This is a genomic window from Paenibacillus sp. J22R160 (assembly GCF_059692135.1).
Genome location: NZ_JCAUAU010000029.1, coordinates 17372 through 38275 on the forward strand (window position 1 = coordinate 17372; position 20904 = coordinate 38275).

A 20904-nucleotide genomic window follows, 5' to 3' on the forward strand; every position below is an offset into this window, starting at 1 on the left:
GCCGCTACCTCAGCTTGACTTCCGTCGGGACGGGCGTAGCCGCGAGAATGCCCGCCAGCAGCGTCTGCACCTGCTGGTCCTGCTGGCGCGACCGTGTCCGCAGCAGGATGCGGTGCGCCCAGACGGGCCCGGCCAGCGCCTTGATGTCGTCCGGCAGCACGTAGTCGCGGCCGCGCAGCGCCGCGTACACCTGCGCCGCCTTCATCAAGGCGCGCACGCCGCGCGGCGAGACGCCAAGCGCGGCATCCGCATGCGTGCGCGTAGCTTCCGCGAGCTGCACGAGGTACTGCAGCAGCTCATCTTCGAAGCGCACCTGCACGAACAAGCGCTGCGCTTCAAGCAGCTCAGCGCGCCCTACAACCGGCAGCAGCTGATCAAGCGGATCCTGCTGCTGGTAGCGCTTTAAAATTTGTACCTGCTCGGCAGAAGACGGATAGCCAAGCGAGAGCTTCATCAGGAAGCGGTCGAGCTGCGCTTCCGGGAGCGGGAACGTCCCCTGGTTCTCGACGGGGTTCTGTGTGGCGATGACGAGGAAAGGCGCTTCGAGCATGCGTGTTTCCCCGTCGATGCTCACTTGGCGCTCCTCCATACTTTCTAGCAACGCGGATTGGGTACGCGGTGTCGCGCGGTTTATTTCATCAGCGAGCACGATGTGAGCGAATAGCGGTCCAGGGCGGAATTCGAATTCGCCGAGTTTTTGATTGTAAAAGTTAATGCCGCTAACATCCGAAGGCAGGAGGTCCGGCGTGAACTGAATGCGCTTCATCGTGCCGTCCAGGGAGCGGGCCAGCGCCTTAGCGAGCTGCGTCTTTCCGGTACCTGGCACATCCTCGAGCAGCACGTGCCCGGAGGCAATGAGGGCGATGACCATCAGCTCGACCGTATCGTCTTTTCCTACAATGACTCTACCTACATTTTCCTTGATGAGCGTAGCAATTTGTCCTATTCGCGCGAAGTCCAACGGCTGTTCCTCCCAAATCATTAATGTGGTGAACAATATGTAAAACGGTACATAATGGCTGTCTTCTTCAGTTTAACAGACACTAGGTGATTTGTACCATTACTTCCTTATCGCTTTGGTAATCCTGTTGTGTATTCTATAGGCACTTAGTACAATATGGATAAATAGCCTAATTACTAATTACTGCCAAATAAGCACTTTATATGTAAATGTTTAGGGGGACAATGATGTACAAGTTAATTTTAGTAGATGATGAAGAGGATGTCCGTGAAGGAGTCGTTCGCGAAGTGAACTGGGAAGCCATCGGCTTCGAGGTCATTGAGAAAGCGGAGAATGGCAGAGAAGCGCTGGAAATGGTAGAGCGATTACAACCGGACGTCGTTGTAACCGATATCCAGATGCCGTTCATGAATGGACTGCAGCTGGCCGAAGCGATTCGGGAGCGTTTTCCGACCATTAAGTTGATTATTCTCACGGGGCATGATGAGTTTGAATATGCCCAAAGAGCGATTAAGCTGCACATTGACGAGTATGTGCTGAAGCCTTTTTCCGCGCAGGAGGTCATCCATGCTTTACTGAAGGTGAAAGGGCAGATTCAAGAGGAAGTGGCGCACCGGGAAAATGTTCAACTGCTCATGGAGCATTACCGGAAGAGCATGCCTGTGCTGAAAGAGAATTTTCTAGCGACGCTCATGAACCGGAAACTGCCGCGCGAAGAAGTATACGAGAAAGCGGAAAACTACGGAATTGATATTAGTGGTAAAAGCTTTGTCGCTGCTGTCATGAGTATAGACGGGGTGCTTATTCCTGAAGAGGAGCTGGAGAACCGGGAAGAGCTGTCCAAATCTGTGTCCTTAAAATACTCGCCTGATCAGGCGCTGAAATACTTCGCCCTATTAAATATCACGGAAGAGATTGTGGATAAACGCCGGCTTGGCCTTGTTTTCATGCATAACGATCAAGTGGTTGTGTTATCCCTGAGGGAGAGTGAGGACAGGGAGATCGCGCTGCAAGAGACCATGAAGGTGTTGGAAGAAGTTCGTCAGAATGTGGAAAAATACTTGAAGTTCACCTTAACGGTCGGTATTGGAACGGTCATGAAGGATGTGACCAAAATCAGTTATTCCTATGAAGACGCCGTACTGGCGCTGGACTATAGACTTATTCTTGGCAATAACCGGATCATTTCCATTGATGATGTGGAGATGCGCAGTGTGGAGAAGGTTCGTTTTGACGATGTGAAAGAGCACGCTTTGACGCGCTGTATCAAGGTTGGGACGAATCAGGAGATCCGGGAGACGATGGACGAGCTTTTTCAGGGAATTGAAGGAGCTGTTTCCGTTAAGGACTATCAGATCTATTTGCTTGAAATTTTGACTTGCATCCTGAAAGCGGCCAAGGATTCGAATTTGAATGTGGACGAGGTATTCGGCGACAACTTCATTCCTTTTACAGAAATCAATAAGTTTACGTCGCTAGAAGAAGCCAAGCATTGGCTTGCCGAGCTATGCGCCTCTATGATGAACCACATCGCTACGGATCGCCAGTATACCTACAAGAACCTGGTTGAGATGGCCAAGGATTATACCAAAAACCATTATCACGAAGGCGATATTACGATTAATAAAGTGTGCGGCCATTTGCATATTAGCGCGGGGTATTTCAGCAGTATTTTCAAAAAAGAAACCAAAATGACCTTCGTCAACTATTTGAACCATATTCGCATGGAGGCGGCGAAGGAGATGCTGCGTTCCACCGATATGAAGGCACTGGAGATCGCTGAGAAGGTTGGCTATGCCGATGCGAACTATTTCAGCTTTTCGTTCCGTAAAAATGTCGGCGTTTCCCCAAAAGAATATCGCAATAACACGTCCAAAGGGCAGTAGGGGTCAATGAGCGGGGGGTTAGTTTTGATACGAAAAATACGAGCTCTATGCAAGGCTTTGTATGAGGTGCTGCTCGATACGATTCGAGTGAAAAGCATCCAGTTTGCGATAACGATGTCCTTTATTTTCATCACAGTGACCGTTATGCTGATCATTTCGCTGGTCCTTTATAATAAGTTTTCCAAGACGGCGGAAGAAAGCGCATTTTTAAATACACAGCAGATTGTCGAACAGGTCCAGTTTAATTTGGAAAATTATATAAAAGGCATGGCAGACACCTTCGAGGTGGTTGATGCCAAGATTGCCAAAAGCCGCGGCGTCCCCTCCGACAAGCTGACGGAACAGCTGGAAACGATCGCAAGCACGCGCGAGGATATTGTTTCTATTAATTTATTTGCCGCGGATGGCGGGCTGATTACGGGCCTCCAGAATGCTGGCATGCGCAAAAATACGAGGCTGCTTGAACAGTCGTGGTTTAAATCCGCCTTGGATAATCCGAACCATCTTTCCTTCTCTTTGCCGCATATTCAGAACTTATTCAAAGATCCGTACCGTTGGGTTGTTTCGATGAGTAAAGGAGTTTCCATTGAACGTGGCGGGAAATGGGAAGATGCGGTGCTTCTAGTGGATGTGAATTTTAAAACGCTGGATGATGTGTTCCGCACGGTTTCCTTAGGTAAAAAAGGCTACGTTTACATCATCGACGACTCGGCTGGCAACATTGTGTATCATCCTCAGCAGCAGCTAATTTATATTGGCTTAAAGTATGAAAATGTGGAGCAGGCGCTCAAATTCTCCTACGGGAAGTATATGGATGTCAGCGAGGGCGAGTCCCGGCTTAATGTCGTTAGGACCGTTAACAATATTGGTTGGAAAATTATCGGGGTCTCGTATTTGGATGAAATGATCACGACCCGTAAGGAAATCAGCACGTTTATGATCTGGCTGCTTGTTATCGTCCTTATTTTTATTTTGCTCATATCCTCCTTCATGTCAGCGCGTATTTCCAAGCCGATCAAACGGCTCAAGAAGTCGATGGAAATGGTCGAGAAGGGGCATTTTGACACGTACATCCATGTTCGCGGCGCAGATGAAGTGGAGCAGCTTTCACGAAGGTTCAATCTGATGGTTTCCAGGGTTCGCGAGCTGATGGATCAAAATATTCATGAGCAGGAAATCAAGAGGAAGAACGAGCTTGAAGTGCTGCAGTCGCAGATTAATCCGCATTTTCTGTACAATACACTCAATTCGGTGGTTCGGATGGTTGGGAACGGGAAAAACGACGAGGTCGTCACGACGATTACCTCCTTGTCCAAGTTTTTTCGGATTTCGCTCAGCAAAGGGAAGAACATTATTACAATTGCAGATGAGATCGAGCATATTCGGAACTATTTGATCATCCAAAAGATGAGGTATAAAGACAAGTTCGATTACGACATTGAAGTGGATGAAGAAGTGTTGCCCTATAAAACGCTAAAGTTAATTTTGCAGCCGTTTGTAGAAAATTCGCTCTACCATGGCATCGAGTATATGGTGGATGAAGGTCATATTCATATATCTGCTAGAAAAATAGACGATAACATACTGCTTCAGGTGCGAGACAACGGTGTGGGGATGTCGGAAGAGACGCTCAAAAACATTATGATTGGTTCTGTGAAAAGCGATAAGGGCTCAGGCGTTGGTCTGCGCAATGTGCATGAACGCATTCAATTGTATTTCGGCGCTGAATATGGCGTTAAGGTGGAAAGCGAGCTTGAAGAAGGAACTATCGTGAAAATCTGGATACCCGCCATATTGGAAGATGAATAGGAAGGAGCCATGATGGATAAAACAATGAAACTAGGCCCACTCCTATTTGCCATCTTAGCCGCTGTCGTCTCTATGTCTTCCTGTATGCGCAATACGGAGACTACGCCTACCGAGAAGAAGAAGCATTTGGAAGTAGTGCTTAGGAGCCAGAACGGGGATTATTGGAAAACGGTTAAAATGGGAGCGGAAGTAGCCGCGAAGGAATTTGATGTTACATTGGATTTCAGGGCGCCAGATGATGAAGGGGATGTCAAGGGGCAGATCGCCTTAATGGAGCAATCCGTTAAAAGCGGACCTGATGCCATCGTGTTAGCGGCTAACGACTATAAGGAACTGTCGGAGGTTGTAGACGATGCGGAGGGGCAAGGCGTTCCCGTTGTCACGATCGACTCTGAGGTGGAAACCCGCAAAGCGAGAAGCTTCATAGGCGCCAATAATTACGAAGCCGGGCAAATGGCAGGTCAGCAATTGATCAAACTTGCCGGAACAAAAGGAAATATCGCGATCGTCAGCTTTAAACAAGGGGAGCGCAATACCGAGCTTCGGGAGCAAGGGCTTCTGGATGAAATATCGAAATATCCGACCATCAAGGTCATTGCGAAGGTATACAGTATGACAGATCGGGGGACGGCGGATCAGCTTACTCAAAGCATCATTGAGAAATATCCGCATCTGGACGGGATTGTTGCCCTGAACGAAATTTCGTCCATTGGCGTTGCCGACGCGATTCAGAGATTGAATTTACAGGATAAGGTGAAAATCATCACATTTGATAGCACCTCGGAAGAATTAGAGCTGCTGCAGGAAGGCGTCATCCAAGCTACGATTATTCAAAACCCTTTCAGTATTGGCTACTTAGGCGTCAAGAATGCGGTTGAAGCCTCGCATGGGAAGAAGATTCCGAGCCGTGTAGATACCGGGATTAAAGCAATTGACCTGGGCAATATGTTCTGGTCGGATAATCAAAAGCTGCTATTCCCATTTATAAAGTGATGAGAATTTCGATAGAAGATATGAGGATATTGCATTTGTTTCCTCGATCACATGCCGTATATTTAGAAATGTAAATAAACAAAAAAACAACCTTTTAGGGAGGGTCTTACCTTGAAAAAATTAATTACCCTTGCAGTAGCGAGTGCTTTAGTTGCAACCGTAGCAGGATGTGGTGCTAAAACAGAAAAACCTGCAGCATCTCCAGCAGCAAGCACTGGTGCAGCGGCAACAACAGCTCCAGCTAAAACAGACGGCAAAAAACCAACAATCGGTGTAGCTATTTATAAATTTGATGATACATTCATGTCCGGAGTTCGCGCGGCAATCGCTGACGCTGCGAAAGACAAAGCAACTGTGGATATCGTAGATAGCCAAAACTCACAACCAACACAAAATGATAAAGTTGACCTTTTCATCACGAAAAAAGTAAACGCTCTTGCGATCAACGCGGTTGACCGTACAGCAGCAGGCGTTATTATCGATAAAGCAAAAACAGCTAACGTACCGGTTGTCTTCTTGAACCGTGAGCCGCTTGCTGACGACATGAAGAAATGGGATAAAGTTTACTACGTAGGTGCAAAAGCTGAGCAATCCGGAACAATGGAAGGCCAATTGCTTGTTGACTACTTCAAAGCTCACCCAGAAGCAGACAAAAACAAAGACGGCAAAATTCAATACGTTATGCTTAAAGGCGAGCCAGGACACCAAGATGCTGAGCTTCGCACGAAGTTCTCCATCCAAGCGATTACAGATGCTGGTCTGGGCGTAGAGAAAGTAGCAGAAGATACAGCTATGTGGGATCGCGTAAAAGGTCAAGAAAAAATGGCAGCTTTCCTAGCTTCCAGTGAAAGCAAAATCGAAGCTGTTCTTGCGAACAACGACGATATGGCTCTTGGCGCTATCGAAGCTTTGAAAGCAAAAGGTTACTTCAAAGACAATAAATTCTTGCCGGTTGTAGGCGTTGATGCTACGGCTCCTGCACTTCAAGCACTTAGCGATGGGACACTACTCGGAACTGTTCTGAACGATGCGAAAAACCAAGGTGCTGCAACAACGAACGTAGCAACTGCTCTTGCTAACGGTCAAACACCAAGCAAAGAAACAACAGGCTACGATGTAACTGACGGTAAATATGTTTGGATTTCCTACAAAAAGATTACAAAAGCTAACATGAACGAAGCGAAGTAATCCGAATAGAAGCGGGCAAGAGCAGTTATCCGCTCTTGCCTTCCTTATTTGGAAGCCCGTGCAAAGATACAGAGAAATAGGCTTAGAACAATGGCTTCACTTTGTGGGGATTATCGTGAGCTGGTAGGGGGAGTTACCATGACATTACATGAGTATTTACTGGAAATGAATCAAATCTCCAAAGAGTTCCCCGGCGTTAAGGCGCTGGATAACGTTACCCTGAAGGTTCGCCCAGGAAGCGTACATGCTTTGATGGGAGAAAACGGGGCTGGTAAATCGACGTTGATGAAATGCTTATTCGGCATCTATAAGCCGGATGGCGGAGAGATCAAGCTGAACGGCGAGACCGTGTCCATCCTTAATTCCAAGGATGCGTTAGCAAATGGCATTTCCATGATTCATCAGGAGCTGCACCCGGTTCCACATCGTAACGTGATGGAGAACATTTGGTTGGGCCGCTTCCCGCAAAAAGGTATCGGACCTTTGAAGTTAGTGGATCACAAGAAGATGCGTAAAGATACAGAAAAGTTGTTTGAGCAGCTGCAGATGGATATTAAACCGGACACACTCGTTGGTACCTTGTCGGTTTCGAAAGTGCAGTCCATTGAAATTGCCAAAGCCGTTTCTTTCAATTCGAAAGTCATTGTTATGGATGAGCCGACTTCGTCATTAACTGGGAATGAAGTTGAACAGCTATTTCGCATCATTCGCGACCTGAAAAGTCGTGGCGTCTCGATCATCTATATTTCACATAAAATGGAAGAAATTCTTGAAATCTCGGATGAAGTAACGATTATGCGTGATGGAACAAAAATTGGGACGTGGCCATCGTCAGAGCTGACAACGGATATGATCATCTCGAAAATGGTTGGACGTGATCTCAAAGAGCGTTTCCCAGAGAGAAGCAATGTACCGAACGGTGTATTAATGAGTGTTGAGGGACTAACTTCGGTCATTCCAAGATCCTTTAAAAATGTTTCTTTCGACCTTCGCAAGGGTGAAATTCTTGGTGTAGGAGGTCTGGTTGGCGCTCAGCGTACGGAACTGATGGAAGCTTTGTTCGGGTTACGCGGCGTTGCATCCGGCCAAATTTCGATCCATGGCAAGCAGGTAAAGCTTAAATCGCCGATTGATGCCATTAAGCATAAAATCGCGCTGCTCACGGAAGAGCGCCGCGTGACGGGGATTTTCCCGGTATTATCGGTGCTTGAGAATACGGTCATTGCAAACTTGGGCCGATACATGAACCCGCTCGGATTCATCAATGAAGCGAAACGCAAAGTCGAAGTAGAGAAAAGCATTGAGATGCTGCGCGTGAAAACGCCGAACATGCATGCGTTGATCAAAAACCTGTCTGGTGGTAACCAACAGAAGGTGCTCTTGGCCAGATGGCTGCTAACAGAGCCGGACGTGCTCTTGCTTGATGAGCCGACTCGCGGAATTGACGTAGGAGCGAAGTTTGAGATTTATTCCATCATTGCTGACCTTGCGAAGCAGGGTAAAAGTATTATCATGATCTCTTCTGAAATGCCCGAGCTTCTTGGGATGTCAGACCGAATCATGGTCATGTGTGAAGGACGCCTTACGGGGATCGTAGAAGGAAATAAAGCAACAGAAGAAGAGATCATGCGCCTTGCTGCACAGCATATGGCATAAATGGGGGGCCAAGAAACCATGAGTACAAAAACAGAAACATTAAAATCTAGAGACATAAGTGGGTTCGTGACCAAATACGCAATCTACATCGTATTGGTTGTGCTCGTAATCGGGATCGCAATTTATGATCCGCGCTTTTTATCCGTTAGTATCCTACGCGATATTTTGCTGCAGTCGTCCACACGTGTCATTATTGCTTTGGGTGCTGCATTCATCTTGATCACGGGAGGCACCGACCTTTCGACCGGACGGATCGTCGGTTTGACGGCCGTTATCTCGGCGTCCATGCTGCAAACGCAGGATTACGGCCGCAGATTCTTCCCAGATCTACCGCACCTACCGCTGCTTGTTCCAATTATCATTGCGATTCTAGCAGGCCTTTTGGTAGGTCTCATTAACGGGATTATCGTCGCAAAATTGAAGGTTCCGCCTTTCATCGCAACACTGGGAACGATGGTTGCCGTATACGGTGCCAACTCCTTATACTTCGATATGAAACCGAATCAGTCCCAGCCTATCGGTGGCTTGAGACCTGACTTTAGTAAACTAGGAACAGGTTCTATCGGATCTGATGCCACGTATTCATTACCTTACATTGTTATTATTGCTGTCGCTGTAGCGATTATCGTCTGGATTGTGTTCAACAAAACCAAGCTGGGTAAATACATGTATGCGATCGGCGGCAACATTCATGCTGCAGTCGTTTCAGGGATCAACGTTAACCGTTACCTGATTTACATTTACTCCATCGCGGGTGCTTTGTACGGATTAGCTGGGGTGCTGGAAGCAGCAAGAACCGGCGGTGCAACGAATAACTACGGAAACATGTACGAGCTTGATGCGATCGCAGCTTGCGTAGTCGGCGGCGTATCTACATCCGGTGGTATCGGAACGGTTCCCGGCGTTCTTGCTGGGGTATTGATTTTCAGCGTAATCAACTATGGTTTGACGTTTATCGGAATCAGCCCTTACTGGCAGTTAATTATTAAAGGTGTTATCATCGTGGCTGCAGTAGCATTCGATATGCGTAAATACATGAACTCTAAATAAGGTGAAAAAATAACAGGCTGTCGCGTAAAGGGGCAGCCTGTTATTTTACGAAGACAACCGAAAGCGTTTACTAAATAAAAAGGGGCGCATTTATGCAGAAAAAAGAGTCTTCTAGTGGGGAAAAGAAGAAGTTTTCGGTTTCTTTGAGTGGTAAAATCGTAGGGACATTCGTCATTGTTTCTTTACTCGTTGCGGTGACTAGCGGCATGTCCTATGTATATTTAAATAAAGTTGATCGCTCGTATTCTAAACTTTTGAATGATAATGTTACAATTCTTCGGCATGTTGCAGAGATCAAAGAGAAAACACAAATGCAGAACAGCCTGCTGCTAGGCTATGTGCTTAATCCGGCGAAAGATAAAGAGAAGCTTTTGACAGAGACGAATGCGGGGCTATCGGCCCTTATTGGACAAATGAGTAAGCTTGCGGAAAATGAGGACGAGCAGGGTGCGATCCAGTCCATGGCGGACTCCAATCAAACGTTCATGCGCCTAGTCACCAAAGTGATGGAATACGCAGATAAAGGGAATGTTGATTTGGCCAAAGCAGAAGCGATGCAGTGGGCGATTCCAACGACAGAAACCCTAACACAGTCTGCAGCTAAAATTGAAGAGTTAGAGAGAGCCGTTCAAGAAGCGGATACGGCACGTAACCATGATGTCGTACAATCGATCGTTCGAACGTTGATCTGGGTTAGTCTAGCTGCTTTCCTATTTGCATTGGCGATTGGTCTCTTATTATCCCGGACGATTGTCACTCCAATTCGCTCCATGGTAAGAGCTGCGGAGCGGATTGCGGACTGCGATTTAACGACTGGCAGCATCTATGTGAGCAATAGAGACGAGTTAAGGGATTTGGCGATGGCCTTCAATGGTATGAAAGCTAATCTCCACAGCTTAATCAGCCAAGTGGGAAGCAGTGCCCAGCACGTCGCTGCTGCTTCTGATGCGCTGAGTAATAATGCCGAGCAGGTTAGTGAGTCTTCGGAACGGATTACGTATACGATTCAAGAAATTTCGACGGGCACGGATGCTCAGGTACGCAGCGTACAGCAAGGCGTTTCCATTATGGAAGAAATGTCAGCGGCTGTCTTTCAAATCGCCAGCGTAACGCAATCGGCCAACCGGCAGTCTTTACTTGCCCAGCAAGCCGCTGGTGCAGGCAATACAGCTGTGGAGACGGCGATAGCCCAAATGCAAGCCATCTCGCAGAAGATGAAGGTGCTTGTAGAGTCTGTCCAGCGACTAGGGGAGCGCTCTGAGCAAATCGTCCAGGCGAATGCAATCATTGCGGGTATTGCGAGACAAACCAATATGCTCGCACTTAATGCTTCTATCGAAGCCGCGCGGGCAGGGGCGGCTGGCAAAGGCTTCGCGGTCGTCGCAGACGAAGTACGCAAGCTGGCTTTACAGACGGGAGAAGCGGCTGAGGAAGTTACGCAGCTTGTTTCGAGCATACAGGAAGAAACAAGCGTGGTAATGCACTCCACCCAAGCGGGAAGCCAAGAGGTGGAGACGGGGCTTGAAGTTGTCGGCGTAGCACAGGCAACGTTCCTGCGCATAAGCGATGCGATGGACGATGTCGCTCGCCAGATTGCGGAAGTGGCCGCCAACTCGGCCGCTATCTCTGGGAAAACAAGCGCAGCCGTTGAGGTGATTCGCGGTATTGATGAAGTCGCGGGGCAGACGGCTTCCGGCGCTCGCAATGTTTCCTCCAATATCGAGGGGCAGTATGCGAGTATGGAGGAAATTGTCTCCTCGGCGTCCGTGCTGAGCAGCATGGCAGGGGATTTGCAGGGCTTGATCGCTCGATTCCGTGTGTGAGTGCTCCGGAGGGAAAGAATAAGCCTGAGGATATTTCCTCAGGCTTGTTTTTGTGTTTGTTATGCAGATGCCTTATTGCATGACCATTAGAGTGGGTTGGGTGGAATTAGATGGAATTTGTATTGTTAATTTGCCGCTGCGCAGGTGTAGGGAACGCAATAGCAGGAGGAACTCCATCTAAATCGTCGGGGGTGCACGTAAACTGGCAGATTTGGCGAAAATAGCAGGAGAAATGCCAGTTAATTGTGTAAAAGTGAATCAGATGTGGAAAATAGCAGGAGTATTCGGCGTTAATTCATGGCGGCTATGGCGGCTATGGCGTGTCAGCGAGTCATGGCGCTAAGTGATTAATCCCGTACTTCAACGATTAGCTCAATCTCCACTGGCGTGTGAAATGGCAGATCGCTTGTGCCAATCGCTGAACGGGCATGCTTGCCCTTTTCGCCGAACACGGCCACTAACAAATCGGACGCGCCGTTAATCACATAAGGCTGATCTCCGAAGCGCGGGGCGCTGTTGACGAAAGCGAGCATCTTCACGATTTTAACCACACGGTCCAAATCTCCGAGATATCCCTTCATCACAGCTAGGCAGTTGATGATAGTTTGGCGTGCTGCCGCTTGCCCTTGCTCAATCGTCACTTCGCGGCCAAGCTTGCCCTCATACATCAATTCTCCGTTAATGCGGCAATCTTGACCGGACAAGTAGATGAGATTCCCTGTTTGATTGCAAGGAATATATGTAAAACGCGGCTCCGGGGATGGGGGAAGCGTGATACCCAGTTCTTGTAAGCGTTGTTCAATGTTCGACATTTTATTGACCTCCGGTTTCTAAGATTGTTTTGTTCTACCGACATGGCATCGTTGTGATTGATGCTGTGCTTACTCCAGCATACCTCGAGCAAGCACAGGCGTACGTGTGTAAACTTGATCGCGCTGCATCATCACATGATTGTGCAGGTTGACGGTGCTGCAAATATGATTAGGGATAATGCGCAGCTTATCGCCTATTTGCAGGTTGGCAGATTGGGCTAGCGGCCCTAGCTCAATCATGCCGTGCTCCTCGGTTAAGCGTGCTAGCGCAGCATCCTCCAACCCGAGGATATGTCCAAAGCCCTTCAGCTGCAGGGGCTCGGTGCCCGGCTGAATGTCGGTGGCGAAGGTTTTGCTGCCGCCGTCGACAATCGCGAGATCAGCCGCCGGCCGGCTGACGACGGTGACGAGCACGCTGCCAGCGCAGTCCTCCAATCTGCAGGCGCCAAGTCGAGCCTGCATCCTGTCGTGGAACACGTAGGTGCCCGGGCGCACCTCGGTCACGCCTTCAATCGCTGCCGCATAAGCAGCGGTTGGTGTTGAGCCCACGCTGACATCCGCAATCGCGATGCCCTGCGTTCTGAGGCGCTCGGCGAGCTGCACCATCAGCGTGCCTTCTTCCTTACCGGCTGCCGCAACGTCAAGCGTCGGCTTGCCGGCAAGCAGGGAGCCGCGGAAGGTGTAGATGCCGGTCAGCCGCAAATGCGGCATGCCTGTGATTGCAGCCGCTAGAGCAGCGGCTTGCTCGTACACAACGCCGGTACGGCGCAGGCCCGTGTCGATTTCCAGCCGAACTTGCAGGGTGTGCCCATGGCGGCTAGCTACTTGTTCTAATTGCTGAGCGCCTGCTAAGCTATCCACACCAACGATGAGCTCGATGTGCTCGCTCAGACGAATTGCGCGTTCAATCTTGCTGGCGCTCACAAGCGGGTAGGCGACAAAAATGTTGCGAATGCCATGCGCAGCCATGACTTCTGCTTCGGCTATTTTCGCCACAGTAATGCCAACAGCTCCTGCCTTAATCTGCTGCAGCGCGATTGAGGGGATCTTATGCGTCTTCGCATGAGGACGCAGGTTCACTTGTTGGATGCGGGCCACATTAGCCATAGCTTGAATGTTGCGATCCATCCGTTCAGCATCAATCAGGAGGCAGGGTGTTTCCAATCTTTCCAGTGTTTCTGCTGATTTCAATCTTTCCATCATACGTCGCTCCCTTTCGCTGCACTTTTACTTTCTTCTAAGTAGCTGTAGAGGGTATACTTTGAAATATTCAGATAGGCGCAAATCTTCTCGCCGCCTTTTTTGATCAGAAACGCGCCTTTGGCGTCCAGAAGCTGAATCATGCGCATTTTGTCATCCTTGGCCATAGCGGCTACAGGTTTACCGACTTGTTCCTGCGCTTCTTGAATAAGGGCATCAAGCAGTTCGCTTACACTTGTCACGAAAGATTCCTTCACTTCCGATTGCTCACCGGGATTGATCAGCGTTTGCAGTGTTTTTCCCGCGATCATCAGTTCTGTAATGTCATAGTTGATACAGAGCGAGCCTATGATACGGCCTGCTTTATTTTTCATGTACGTTGAGCTGGAGCGCAGAACACGGCCGTCCTTGGTTTGTGTCAAATAGTTGTATTTGTTGCCGTTTACCTGATTGCCGCGCAGCAGTTCCAGCCCTAGATTCGTGCCAGGGTCCCCGACCTTGCGTCCGGTTATGTGACCGTTTGCAATCGCAACAATGGTGCTTTCGTAGGAGCCAGTCAAGTCATGCAGGACAACTTCGCAGTTGTCTCCGAATTGCGCGGCAAGACCCGTCACGAGATCGGTCAAAAATTCAAATTCATCTTGTATGGATTCCAAACGCAAATTCACCCTCTTCAAGGTTGATCTGAGCAAAATGGTAACATAAAAACATCTGATTTCAAACAAAAAGTTTGGTCACCTAAAGAAAAGTATGATTTTCTAACACTGCACATGCTACTATGTAAAAGTAATAAGGAAGGAGGGATCGCCCATGAGACGCTGGTTTGCCAAGTCGCTGAAGCGCAAGCTATCATTAATCATTTTACTAGCAGTTGTATTGCCGCTGCTTACCATGGGGATCGTGTCCTATCGCATTGCGACTTCGGTGACGGAAGAGAAAGCGAAGCAGGCCGGCATGAACACGCTGAAACAAATAACGGACAAGCTGGATTTCGTTATTCAAGACGTGGAGAATATGTCGATTTTTCTTATCGGCCAGAAGGATATTCAAACCTATTTAAGCAACACAGAAGGGGACGTAAACAGCTATTCACTAATTGTCGGTACCTTATGGAACTTATCCTATTCCAAAAAATATATTTCCAACATTACGATTACCCCGAAAAATGGCAATCCCGTGCTGTATACAACGACAATTACGAATTCGGGGCTTAATCCGCTTTTACAGCAGTATGAATCCGTTTACAATTCGACTTCCAAATGGTGGTCGCCGCTTTATGTGAATCAAACAACGGACGGCCCCAAGAGGGTAATTACGCTCGTCAGACCGATTCGGGATGTCAGCACGTTCAGGACGATTGGAACGCTGGCTTTTTCACTCGATCAAGCGGAAATTGAGCATTATTTGACCGATGCTGGTTGGGAAAGCAGCGGTTTTGTCATGCTGACGGACCAGTACAACCAAATTATCGCAGGGGGCGAACCAGGCTGGTTGGCTCGGAAGGTCGGAGATGTGTTTCCGAATTTAGGCAAGCTGGGCGAAACAAATGGCGTACTTAACGTGCCTAGAGGGGAATTGCCTCATACGGTTTTGTATAACTCTATGCCTCGTCTGGGTTGGAAATTAGTTGGGTTCATCCCGACGGAGATCTACCAGAAGCAGAATGGTTACGTGCTGACAGTAACCGCTGTAACGATTGTTATTGCGCTGCTGCTTGCCATGGGGTTAGTGCTTTATTTCTTGCAATGGGTGACTAAGCCGCTAACTAGGTTGACCAAATCGTTGAAAGATTTGAACCCGGATGAGGCGATCCCGACCTTTGAGGTGAAAAGCGCCGACGAAGTCGGGCTGCTTGTCCACAGCTATAATAAGCTGAGCGAACGGATTGGCAGGCTGAAGGATCAAGTACAGCAGAATGAAGCGAAGAAAAAGGAAGCTGACATCATGGCCCTTCAGGCGCAGATTAATCCGCATTTTTTGTACAATACCCTTTCCTCCATCCACTGGATTGCGCTCATGAACAAGGATCGTCAAATTGCTGAGATGATTGGGGCGCTTAGTGATTTCTTGCGTTTTAGCCTAAATAAGGGCGAGGAGTTCTGCGCGGTTCAGCAGGAAATTTCACACGCTCAGAATTATGCCTATATTCAGGCGATGCGGTTTCCAGATCAGTTCGAGATTGAGTTTTTTATCGTTCCAGAAATGCTGCAAACGACGATGCTGAAGCTGTTGCTGCAGCCGTTGATTGAGAACAGTCTCATTCACGGTATTCAGAAAAAGAAAGCCAAAGGGCATGTCTACGTCCATGGGGAACTGCGTGATAATCAGATGAAATTCGTTGTGGAAGATACGGGAATCGGAATGGACGAAACGAAGCTGCGCGACATTCATGGACAGCTAGTAGCGGCCAACCAGCAATTGGGGATGCTAACCGAAGTTGCGAAGGAAGCGAAGCTGCCGGTGACCTCTTATGGACTTATTAATGTGCACAGACGATTGCTGCTGCATTATGGCCTTGGATCGGGCCTTGTTGTGGAAAGTACGCTAGGTATTGGGACTCGGATATCATTTTCAATTCCGCTTGGGACGGGGGAGCTGGCGACATGAGAATTATGATTGTAGACGATGAGGTCATCATTAGAACGGGTCTATGTACCGTGATCGATTGGAAAGAGCTCGGGCTTGAGCTGCTGCCTGCAGCTTCTTCGGGGGAAGAGGCATTAGAGCGAATTCCAGAAGAAAAGCCCCACATTGTACTGACGGATATCCGTATGCCGGGGATCGATGGGATTCAGCTTGCCCGTGAGATCAAATCTCAATTGCCGGATACAGAGATTGTCATCCTGACGGGGTATGATGATTTCACATATGCCCAGCAGGCACTTCGCGAAGGAGTAACGGATTATTTGCTCAAGACAAGCCGGCCGGAAGAGATCATTAAAGCGGCGCTGAAAGCGAAGCAGAATGTTATGGACAAATGGGAAACGATGAAACAGGACAATCTCCAGCAAGCGGCGCTGCGCAATCAGCTGTTAGACCGAGCGCTGAAACGGGGCTTGCACGATGATGCGGAAGCAAGAGAGCAGCTGCGCGTCTGGTTCCAGCGAAATGGCGTAGACGTTCATCCGGTATCCGGAGCGGCTGCGGCGATGCAAGTAATGCTTGTTTCCGTGTCGGGATGGGAAGCGGGACTTACAGAGCTGCTGCAAGGTGCGGCGCAGAATATCCTTTTTGAGCTGCTTCCGTGCGTGACGCTAATGAACAAGGAGCACTTGCTGCTTGTAGTCCGTTATGAAGGAAGCGGTACGGATCAAGCGGGGATCAAAAGCGCGCTGAAGCGGGTAACTGAGACGCTGAAATGCACAGCTTTCGCGGCGCTCGGTCCCGCCATGCAGGATTACGAAAGCTTGAGGGATTCTTACCTGGCTGCAAAAGAAGTTTTTGCCTACCAAGGGCTGCTCGGTCCGCAAGGTCTTTTCACGCTGGCGGATATCCGGGAGCGAAGCGGGGGCCGTACGGTGCTCACCGAGAAGGAAGAGGCGGAGCTCGCGGCTATTCTGATGAGCGGCAATGCGACCGACCTGCGGCATTGGGTGAACCAGCGAGTGCGCGCGCTGATAGAAGATGCCCTCGCGACGCCGATCACAGTGCAGGGCTATCTGCAATCGATGATTATCGCAGGCCACCGCTGGTTGGAACGAGCGAGTTCATCGCAAGAATCGCTGAACAAACTCCCCTCTTATGAAGGGGAGGGGCGCCCGGAGGAGGAGGTTTTTAAAATCCTCACGGCGGTCATGAACCAGTTCCATCAAGGCTTGGATCAGAACAAATATGCGTATGTGTACAAGTCTATCGCGTACATCCGCGACAATTTGCACCAGCCGATTTCGCTTCAGCAGGTGGCGGGATTTGTTCATATCAATCCGAATCATTTTAGCGAAGTATTTAAACGGGAAACCGGTTGCACCTATATTGAGTTCGTGACACAGGAGCGGATGAAGCGCGCAGCAGATCTGCTGCAAAGCACACAAACCAAAGTCAGCGATATCGCCAGAAGAGTGGGCTATGAAGACATTAAGTACTTTACGCAGCAGTTTAAAAAGCATACCGGCCAAACACCTTCTGAATATCGACAAGGTTCGACTGGATTCGACAAAATTTAAAGACTGAAAAATGTCCCCCCTTGCGCCGAAGTCTCTCCCGTACCGTCTCCTACAGATGTCCCCTATACTAAAGTTGTAACAAGAGAGCTGCAGATTAAGTTTTTACGAAAACTTTTAGGGGGTCCAACGAATGAAGAAGTCATTTATCGTTACACTGGCGGCCACAATGTCATTAGCGCTGTTAGCTGGTTGCGGTGCGAGTGGCACAGCAGATGTAGCCAAAGATAGCGGAGCAACGAAGACGACAGATGCAGCTAAGCCTGCGGAGAAAGTTAAACTATCTATTTGGCACAACTATACAGGTGAAGATCTTCGCGCCAAATTGATGCGTGAATATATGGAAAAGTTTAAAAAAGACCACCCGAACGTGGAGCTGGATATTCAAGGGATTCCACCCGATGGCTACCGTCCGCGTCTTAAAACGGTTGCAGCAGCAAATGAAATGCCGGATCTATTCGTTATGTGGCCTGGTGTTATGACGAAGGAGTTCGTCGGTGGCGACTTGATTCAGCCGATTAATGAGCTGCTTGACAGCAAAACAGAGTGGAAGAACGGCTTTATGCCAGGATCATTCGATGATTTCACAATCAGCGGCAAAACGTACAGTGCGCCAATGGCTTTGTCCCCAACATCGATCCTTTACTACAACAAAGAAATCTTTAATAAATATAATGTTCAGCCGCCAAAAACATGGGATGATCTCATGAAGCTGGTGGACACGTTCAAAAAGAACAACGTAACACCAATCGCACTGGGTAACAAAGCGGCATGGGTAGCACAATCCAGTATCCTTAGCTCGTTGGCTGACCGTGTGACAGGAACGGAATGGTTCTTGAAAGCAGTGGATCAGAACGGAGCGAAGTTTACGGATCCAGAATTCGTGCAATCGCTAACGTACCTCCAGCAGCTTGGCAAAGCAGGCGCGTTCCAAGATGGTTTCAACAGTATTGATAATACACAAATGGAACAAATGTTTGCACAAGGCAAAGCAGCTATGATGATCGATGGCGGTTGGGCGCTTCCGAACCTGGCAGCGAATACGTCCAAAGAAGCTTTGGCTAACATGGCTGTAACGGTTCTGCCATCGGTCCCTAACGGTAAAGGCGATCCAAACTCTCTTTCTGGAGTAGTAGGTACAGGTCTTGGAATGAGTAAGAAAGTAACAGGCGCACAGAAAGCAGCAGCTTATGAACTGATCTACGCGTTGTCTGGTCCAGAAGCACAGAAAGCCATCTTGGAAAGCAATCAGCTTGTGTCCTACAAAGTAGATCTGGATACAACGAAAGTATCCTCCTTGTTCGCAGAAGTGTACAAAATGATGAATACGGTTAAGAAAACGCCTGTATACGATGGCAAGCTTAGCTCCGCTAGCGCCGATGTCGTGAACAATGGTCTTCAAGAGCTCCTCATGGGCGGCAAGCCAGAGGATATCGCCAAGAAAATTCAAGACGCGCAAGCGAAAGCCGTCGGCAAATAACGTATGGCCACAGGACTCCAGCCAGGCTCGGCTGGAGCCCTTTTTTCAAAAAAGTTAGCAAGGGGGGAAGTTAAGTCATGACCGTATCCGCAAGAATCAGAGGATTCATTACTATAGGGCTTCTTCCAGCCTTAGTGCTCTATCTGTTTTTTGTCATCGTACCGATTTTCTGGTCAGCTTACTATGGCTTTTTCGACTGGAAAGGGATCGGAGCCGCCAAATTTATCGGATTAGACAACTATGTCGAAGTATTCCAAGACGCAATTTTCTGGAAGTCGTTCAAAAACAACATGCTTATCGTTGCAGCATCCGTATTCGGTCAAGTGCCGATTGCCATGATTCTAGCGCTTTTACTTATGAAAAGCACCTTTTTCCAGCGTGTCATTCGTGCTTCCGTTTTCATGCCCATGGTGCTCTCCTCTGTCGTTGTCGGGATCATCTGGGGATACATTTATCACCCGCAAATTGGTATCTTGAACTTCTTGCTGGATGGCGTCGGCCTGGAAAGCTGGAAGAAAGCTTGGCTATCCGATCCGAAAGTATCGATGTTCGCCCTCATGGTGCCGATCATCTGGAATTATATTGGACCCTACATGATTATGTTCATTGCCGCATTACAAAATATTTCGCCAGAGATCGAAGATGCTGCGCAGCTGGATGGTGTCGGACCGGTTCGCAAATTGTTTGCTGTCACACTGCCCATGATCTGGGATACTGTCAAAGTTGCTGTCGTGCTGTGTATCTCGGGAAGCTTGAAGGCTTTCGACCTCATCTACGTCATGACAGGCGGGGGTCCGGCGCATTCAACCGAACTGCTGGCATCTTACATGTACAACAGCACCTTCAATGTGTATCGCTTCGGCTTCGGAAGTGCGATATCCACAGCGATTATTATTCTTAGCTTGATCTTGATTGTAGGCAGCCAACGTCTTATGAAGCGGGATTATCGTTAGAAATTAGGAATTGAGTTTTCTCAGGAGGGACATCTATGGAGCAGGTTGTATCGATGCAGACGGGTTTTCCCGCTGGAGGCAAGAAACGGAAAGTTTGGACGCGAGGCGTCGTTAATATTTTGCTTAGCTTGTACGCGCTAGTCACGTTGTACCCGCTCATTTGGTTATTTATGAGTGCGCTGAAGTCCAACGAAGAGTTTCATTCACGGCCCTTTTTACTGCCGTCGGTTTGGAAATGGGACAACATCGTCCGCGCCTGGAAAGTTTCCGGGATGGGGCTTTCGCTTTGGAATTCTACGGTCGTCACGATAGCTTCACTCGTCCTGACCTTAGTGCTGGGTGCTTTGGCAGCCTTTGTTCTATCGCGGTTTGAGTTCAAATTAAAGCCGTTCTTCATGGGATTATTCCTACTCGGTATGCTCATTCCAATTCACAGCACCTTAGTGCCTCTCTTTATTATTATGAAAAAAGTCGGCCTCCTGAATACGTACGGAGCACTTATCTTGCCTTATGCGGCCTTTGAGCTTCCGCTTGCGATTTTCGTTGTTGCCGCTTATTTAGTCACCATTCCCAAAGAAATTGAGGAAGCAGCTTTGATCGATGGCACAGGCTATTGGGGGATTTTCTTCCGGATGATGCTTCCGCTTAGCTTGCCGGCCCTCTCAACCGTTGCGATCTTAGGATTTTTGAGGTTTTGGAATGATTTTGCGTTTGCCTTGGTCTTTATCAGCAAACCTGCGCTGAAAACTGTTCCGCTTAGCTTATCTGCCTTTGCAACAGGCTATATGACGGATTACGAGCTGACGATGGCTGCGCTTGCGATTGCCGTGCTGCCTACGATTGTCGTGTTCCTGCTGTTCCAGGAGCAAATTATGAAGGGAATGACGGCTGGCGCAGTCAAAGGATAACAGATTCTTCATCATTGGGAGGACA

Annotated in this window: 16 protein-coding genes; 12 read left to right on the forward strand and 4 right to left on the reverse strand. The window is 48.6% G+C overall.

Going from position 1 to position 20904, the window contains the following annotated elements:
• Window positions 1–4 precede the first annotated feature (4 nt).
• A complete protein-coding gene (locus tag AC58UW_RS30925) occupies window positions 5–961 on the reverse strand; it encodes an AAA family ATPase (protein ID WP_497424386.1) in 957 nt (318 codons plus the stop codon).
• 227 nt (window positions 962–1188) lie between these two features.
• Here AC58UW_RS30925 and AC58UW_RS30930 point away from each other — a divergent pair, with 227 nt between their 5' ends.
• The 7 genes from AC58UW_RS30930 to AC58UW_RS30960 all read left to right on the forward strand — a co-directional run bounded on the left by AC58UW_RS30930 (window position 1189) and on the right by AC58UW_RS30960 (window position 11366).
• Window positions 1189–2847 (forward strand): response regulator, encoded by a 1659-nt coding sequence (locus tag AC58UW_RS30930; RefSeq protein WP_497424387.1) that lies wholly within the window; start codon window positions 1189–1191, stop codon window positions 2845–2847.
• 114 nt (window positions 2848–2961) lie between these two features.
• Entirely contained in the window at window positions 2962–4656 is a 1695-nt protein-coding gene (locus AC58UW_RS30935) for a cache domain-containing sensor histidine kinase (protein ID WP_497424416.1), read from the forward strand.
• A 12-nt stretch (window positions 4657–4668) separates the two neighbouring features.
• Window positions 4669–5649 carry a substrate-binding domain-containing protein gene (locus AC58UW_RS30940; RefSeq protein WP_497424388.1) on the forward strand — a complete coding sequence of 327 codons (981 nt, stop codon included), beginning with the start codon at window positions 4669–4671 and terminating at the stop codon, window positions 5647–5649.
• Between the two features lie 111 nt (window positions 5650–5760).
• The gene (locus AC58UW_RS30945; RefSeq protein ID WP_497424389.1) at window positions 5761–6837 is read left to right on the forward strand and encodes a galactose ABC transporter substrate-binding protein; all 1077 of its coding nucleotides are present in this window, start codon (window positions 5761–5763) and stop codon (window positions 6835–6837) included.
• Between the two features lie 138 nt (window positions 6838–6975).
• Window positions 6976–8493 carry a sugar ABC transporter ATP-binding protein gene (locus AC58UW_RS30950; protein WP_497424390.1) on the forward strand — a complete coding sequence of 506 codons (1518 nt, stop codon included), beginning with the start codon at window positions 6976–6978 and terminating at the stop codon, window positions 8491–8493.
• A gap of 18 nt (window positions 8494–8511) precedes the next feature.
• Window positions 8512–9543, forward strand: a complete 1032-nt coding sequence (gene mglC, locus AC58UW_RS30955; RefSeq protein WP_407870527.1) for a galactose/methyl galactoside ABC transporter permease MglC — start codon at window positions 8512–8514, stop codon at window positions 9541–9543.
• A gap of 92 nt (window positions 9544–9635) precedes the next feature.
• The gene (locus AC58UW_RS30960; protein ID WP_497424391.1) at window positions 9636–11366 is read left to right on the forward strand and encodes a methyl-accepting chemotaxis protein; all 1731 of its coding nucleotides are present in this window, start codon (window positions 9636–9638) and stop codon (window positions 11364–11366) included.
• A gap of 347 nt (window positions 11367–11713) precedes the next feature.
• Here AC58UW_RS30960 and AC58UW_RS30965 read toward each other — a convergent pair whose 3' ends face one another.
• The 3 genes from AC58UW_RS30965 to AC58UW_RS30975 form a co-directional block, all read right to left on the reverse strand.
• Window positions 11714–12178 carry a RidA family protein gene (locus AC58UW_RS30965; protein WP_497424392.1) on the reverse strand — a complete coding sequence of 155 codons (465 nt, stop codon included), beginning with the start codon at window positions 12176–12178 and terminating at the stop codon, window positions 11714–11716.
• Window positions 12179–12247: 69 nt separating this feature from the next.
• Window positions 12248–13378 carry an alanine racemase gene (locus AC58UW_RS30970; protein ID WP_497424393.1) on the reverse strand — a complete coding sequence of 377 codons (1131 nt, stop codon included), beginning with the start codon at window positions 13376–13378 and terminating at the stop codon, window positions 12248–12250.
• A complete protein-coding gene (locus AC58UW_RS30975) occupies window positions 13378–14034 on the reverse strand; it encodes a helix-turn-helix transcriptional regulator (RefSeq protein ID WP_497424394.1) in 657 nt (218 codons plus the stop codon). The genes AC58UW_RS30970 and AC58UW_RS30975 overlap by 1 nt, the downstream gene beginning before the upstream one ends.
• A 154-nt stretch (window positions 14035–14188) precedes the next feature.
• Between AC58UW_RS30975 and AC58UW_RS30980 the strand changes: the two genes are divergently transcribed.
• The 5 genes from AC58UW_RS30980 (at window position 14189) to AC58UW_RS31000 (ending at window position 20879) form a co-directional block, all read left to right on the forward strand.
• Window positions 14189–15985 carry a cache domain-containing sensor histidine kinase gene (locus AC58UW_RS30980; protein WP_497424395.1) on the forward strand — a complete coding sequence of 599 codons (1797 nt, stop codon included), beginning with the start codon at window positions 14189–14191 and terminating at the stop codon, window positions 15983–15985.
• Window positions 15982–17541, forward strand: coding sequence for a response regulator (locus tag AC58UW_RS30985; RefSeq protein ID WP_497424396.1), 1560 nt, complete (start codon window positions 15982–15984; stop codon window positions 17539–17541). Before AC58UW_RS30980 ends, AC58UW_RS30985 begins: the two co-directional genes overlap by 4 nt.
• A 130-nt stretch (window positions 17542–17671) precedes the next feature.
• Window positions 17672–19018: an extracellular solute-binding protein gene (locus AC58UW_RS30990; RefSeq protein ID WP_497424397.1), complete on the forward strand. Its 1347-nt coding sequence runs from the start codon at window positions 17672–17674 to the stop codon at window positions 19016–19018.
• A gap of 77 nt (window positions 19019–19095) precedes the next feature.
• Window positions 19096–19971, forward strand: a complete 876-nt coding sequence (locus AC58UW_RS30995; protein WP_497424398.1) for a carbohydrate ABC transporter permease — start codon at window positions 19096–19098, stop codon at window positions 19969–19971.
• Between the two features lie 35 nt (window positions 19972–20006).
• A complete protein-coding gene (locus tag AC58UW_RS31000; protein ID WP_161406517.1) occupies window positions 20007–20879 on the forward strand; it encodes a carbohydrate ABC transporter permease in 873 nt (290 codons plus the stop codon).
• Window positions 20880–20904 lie beyond the last annotated feature (25 nt).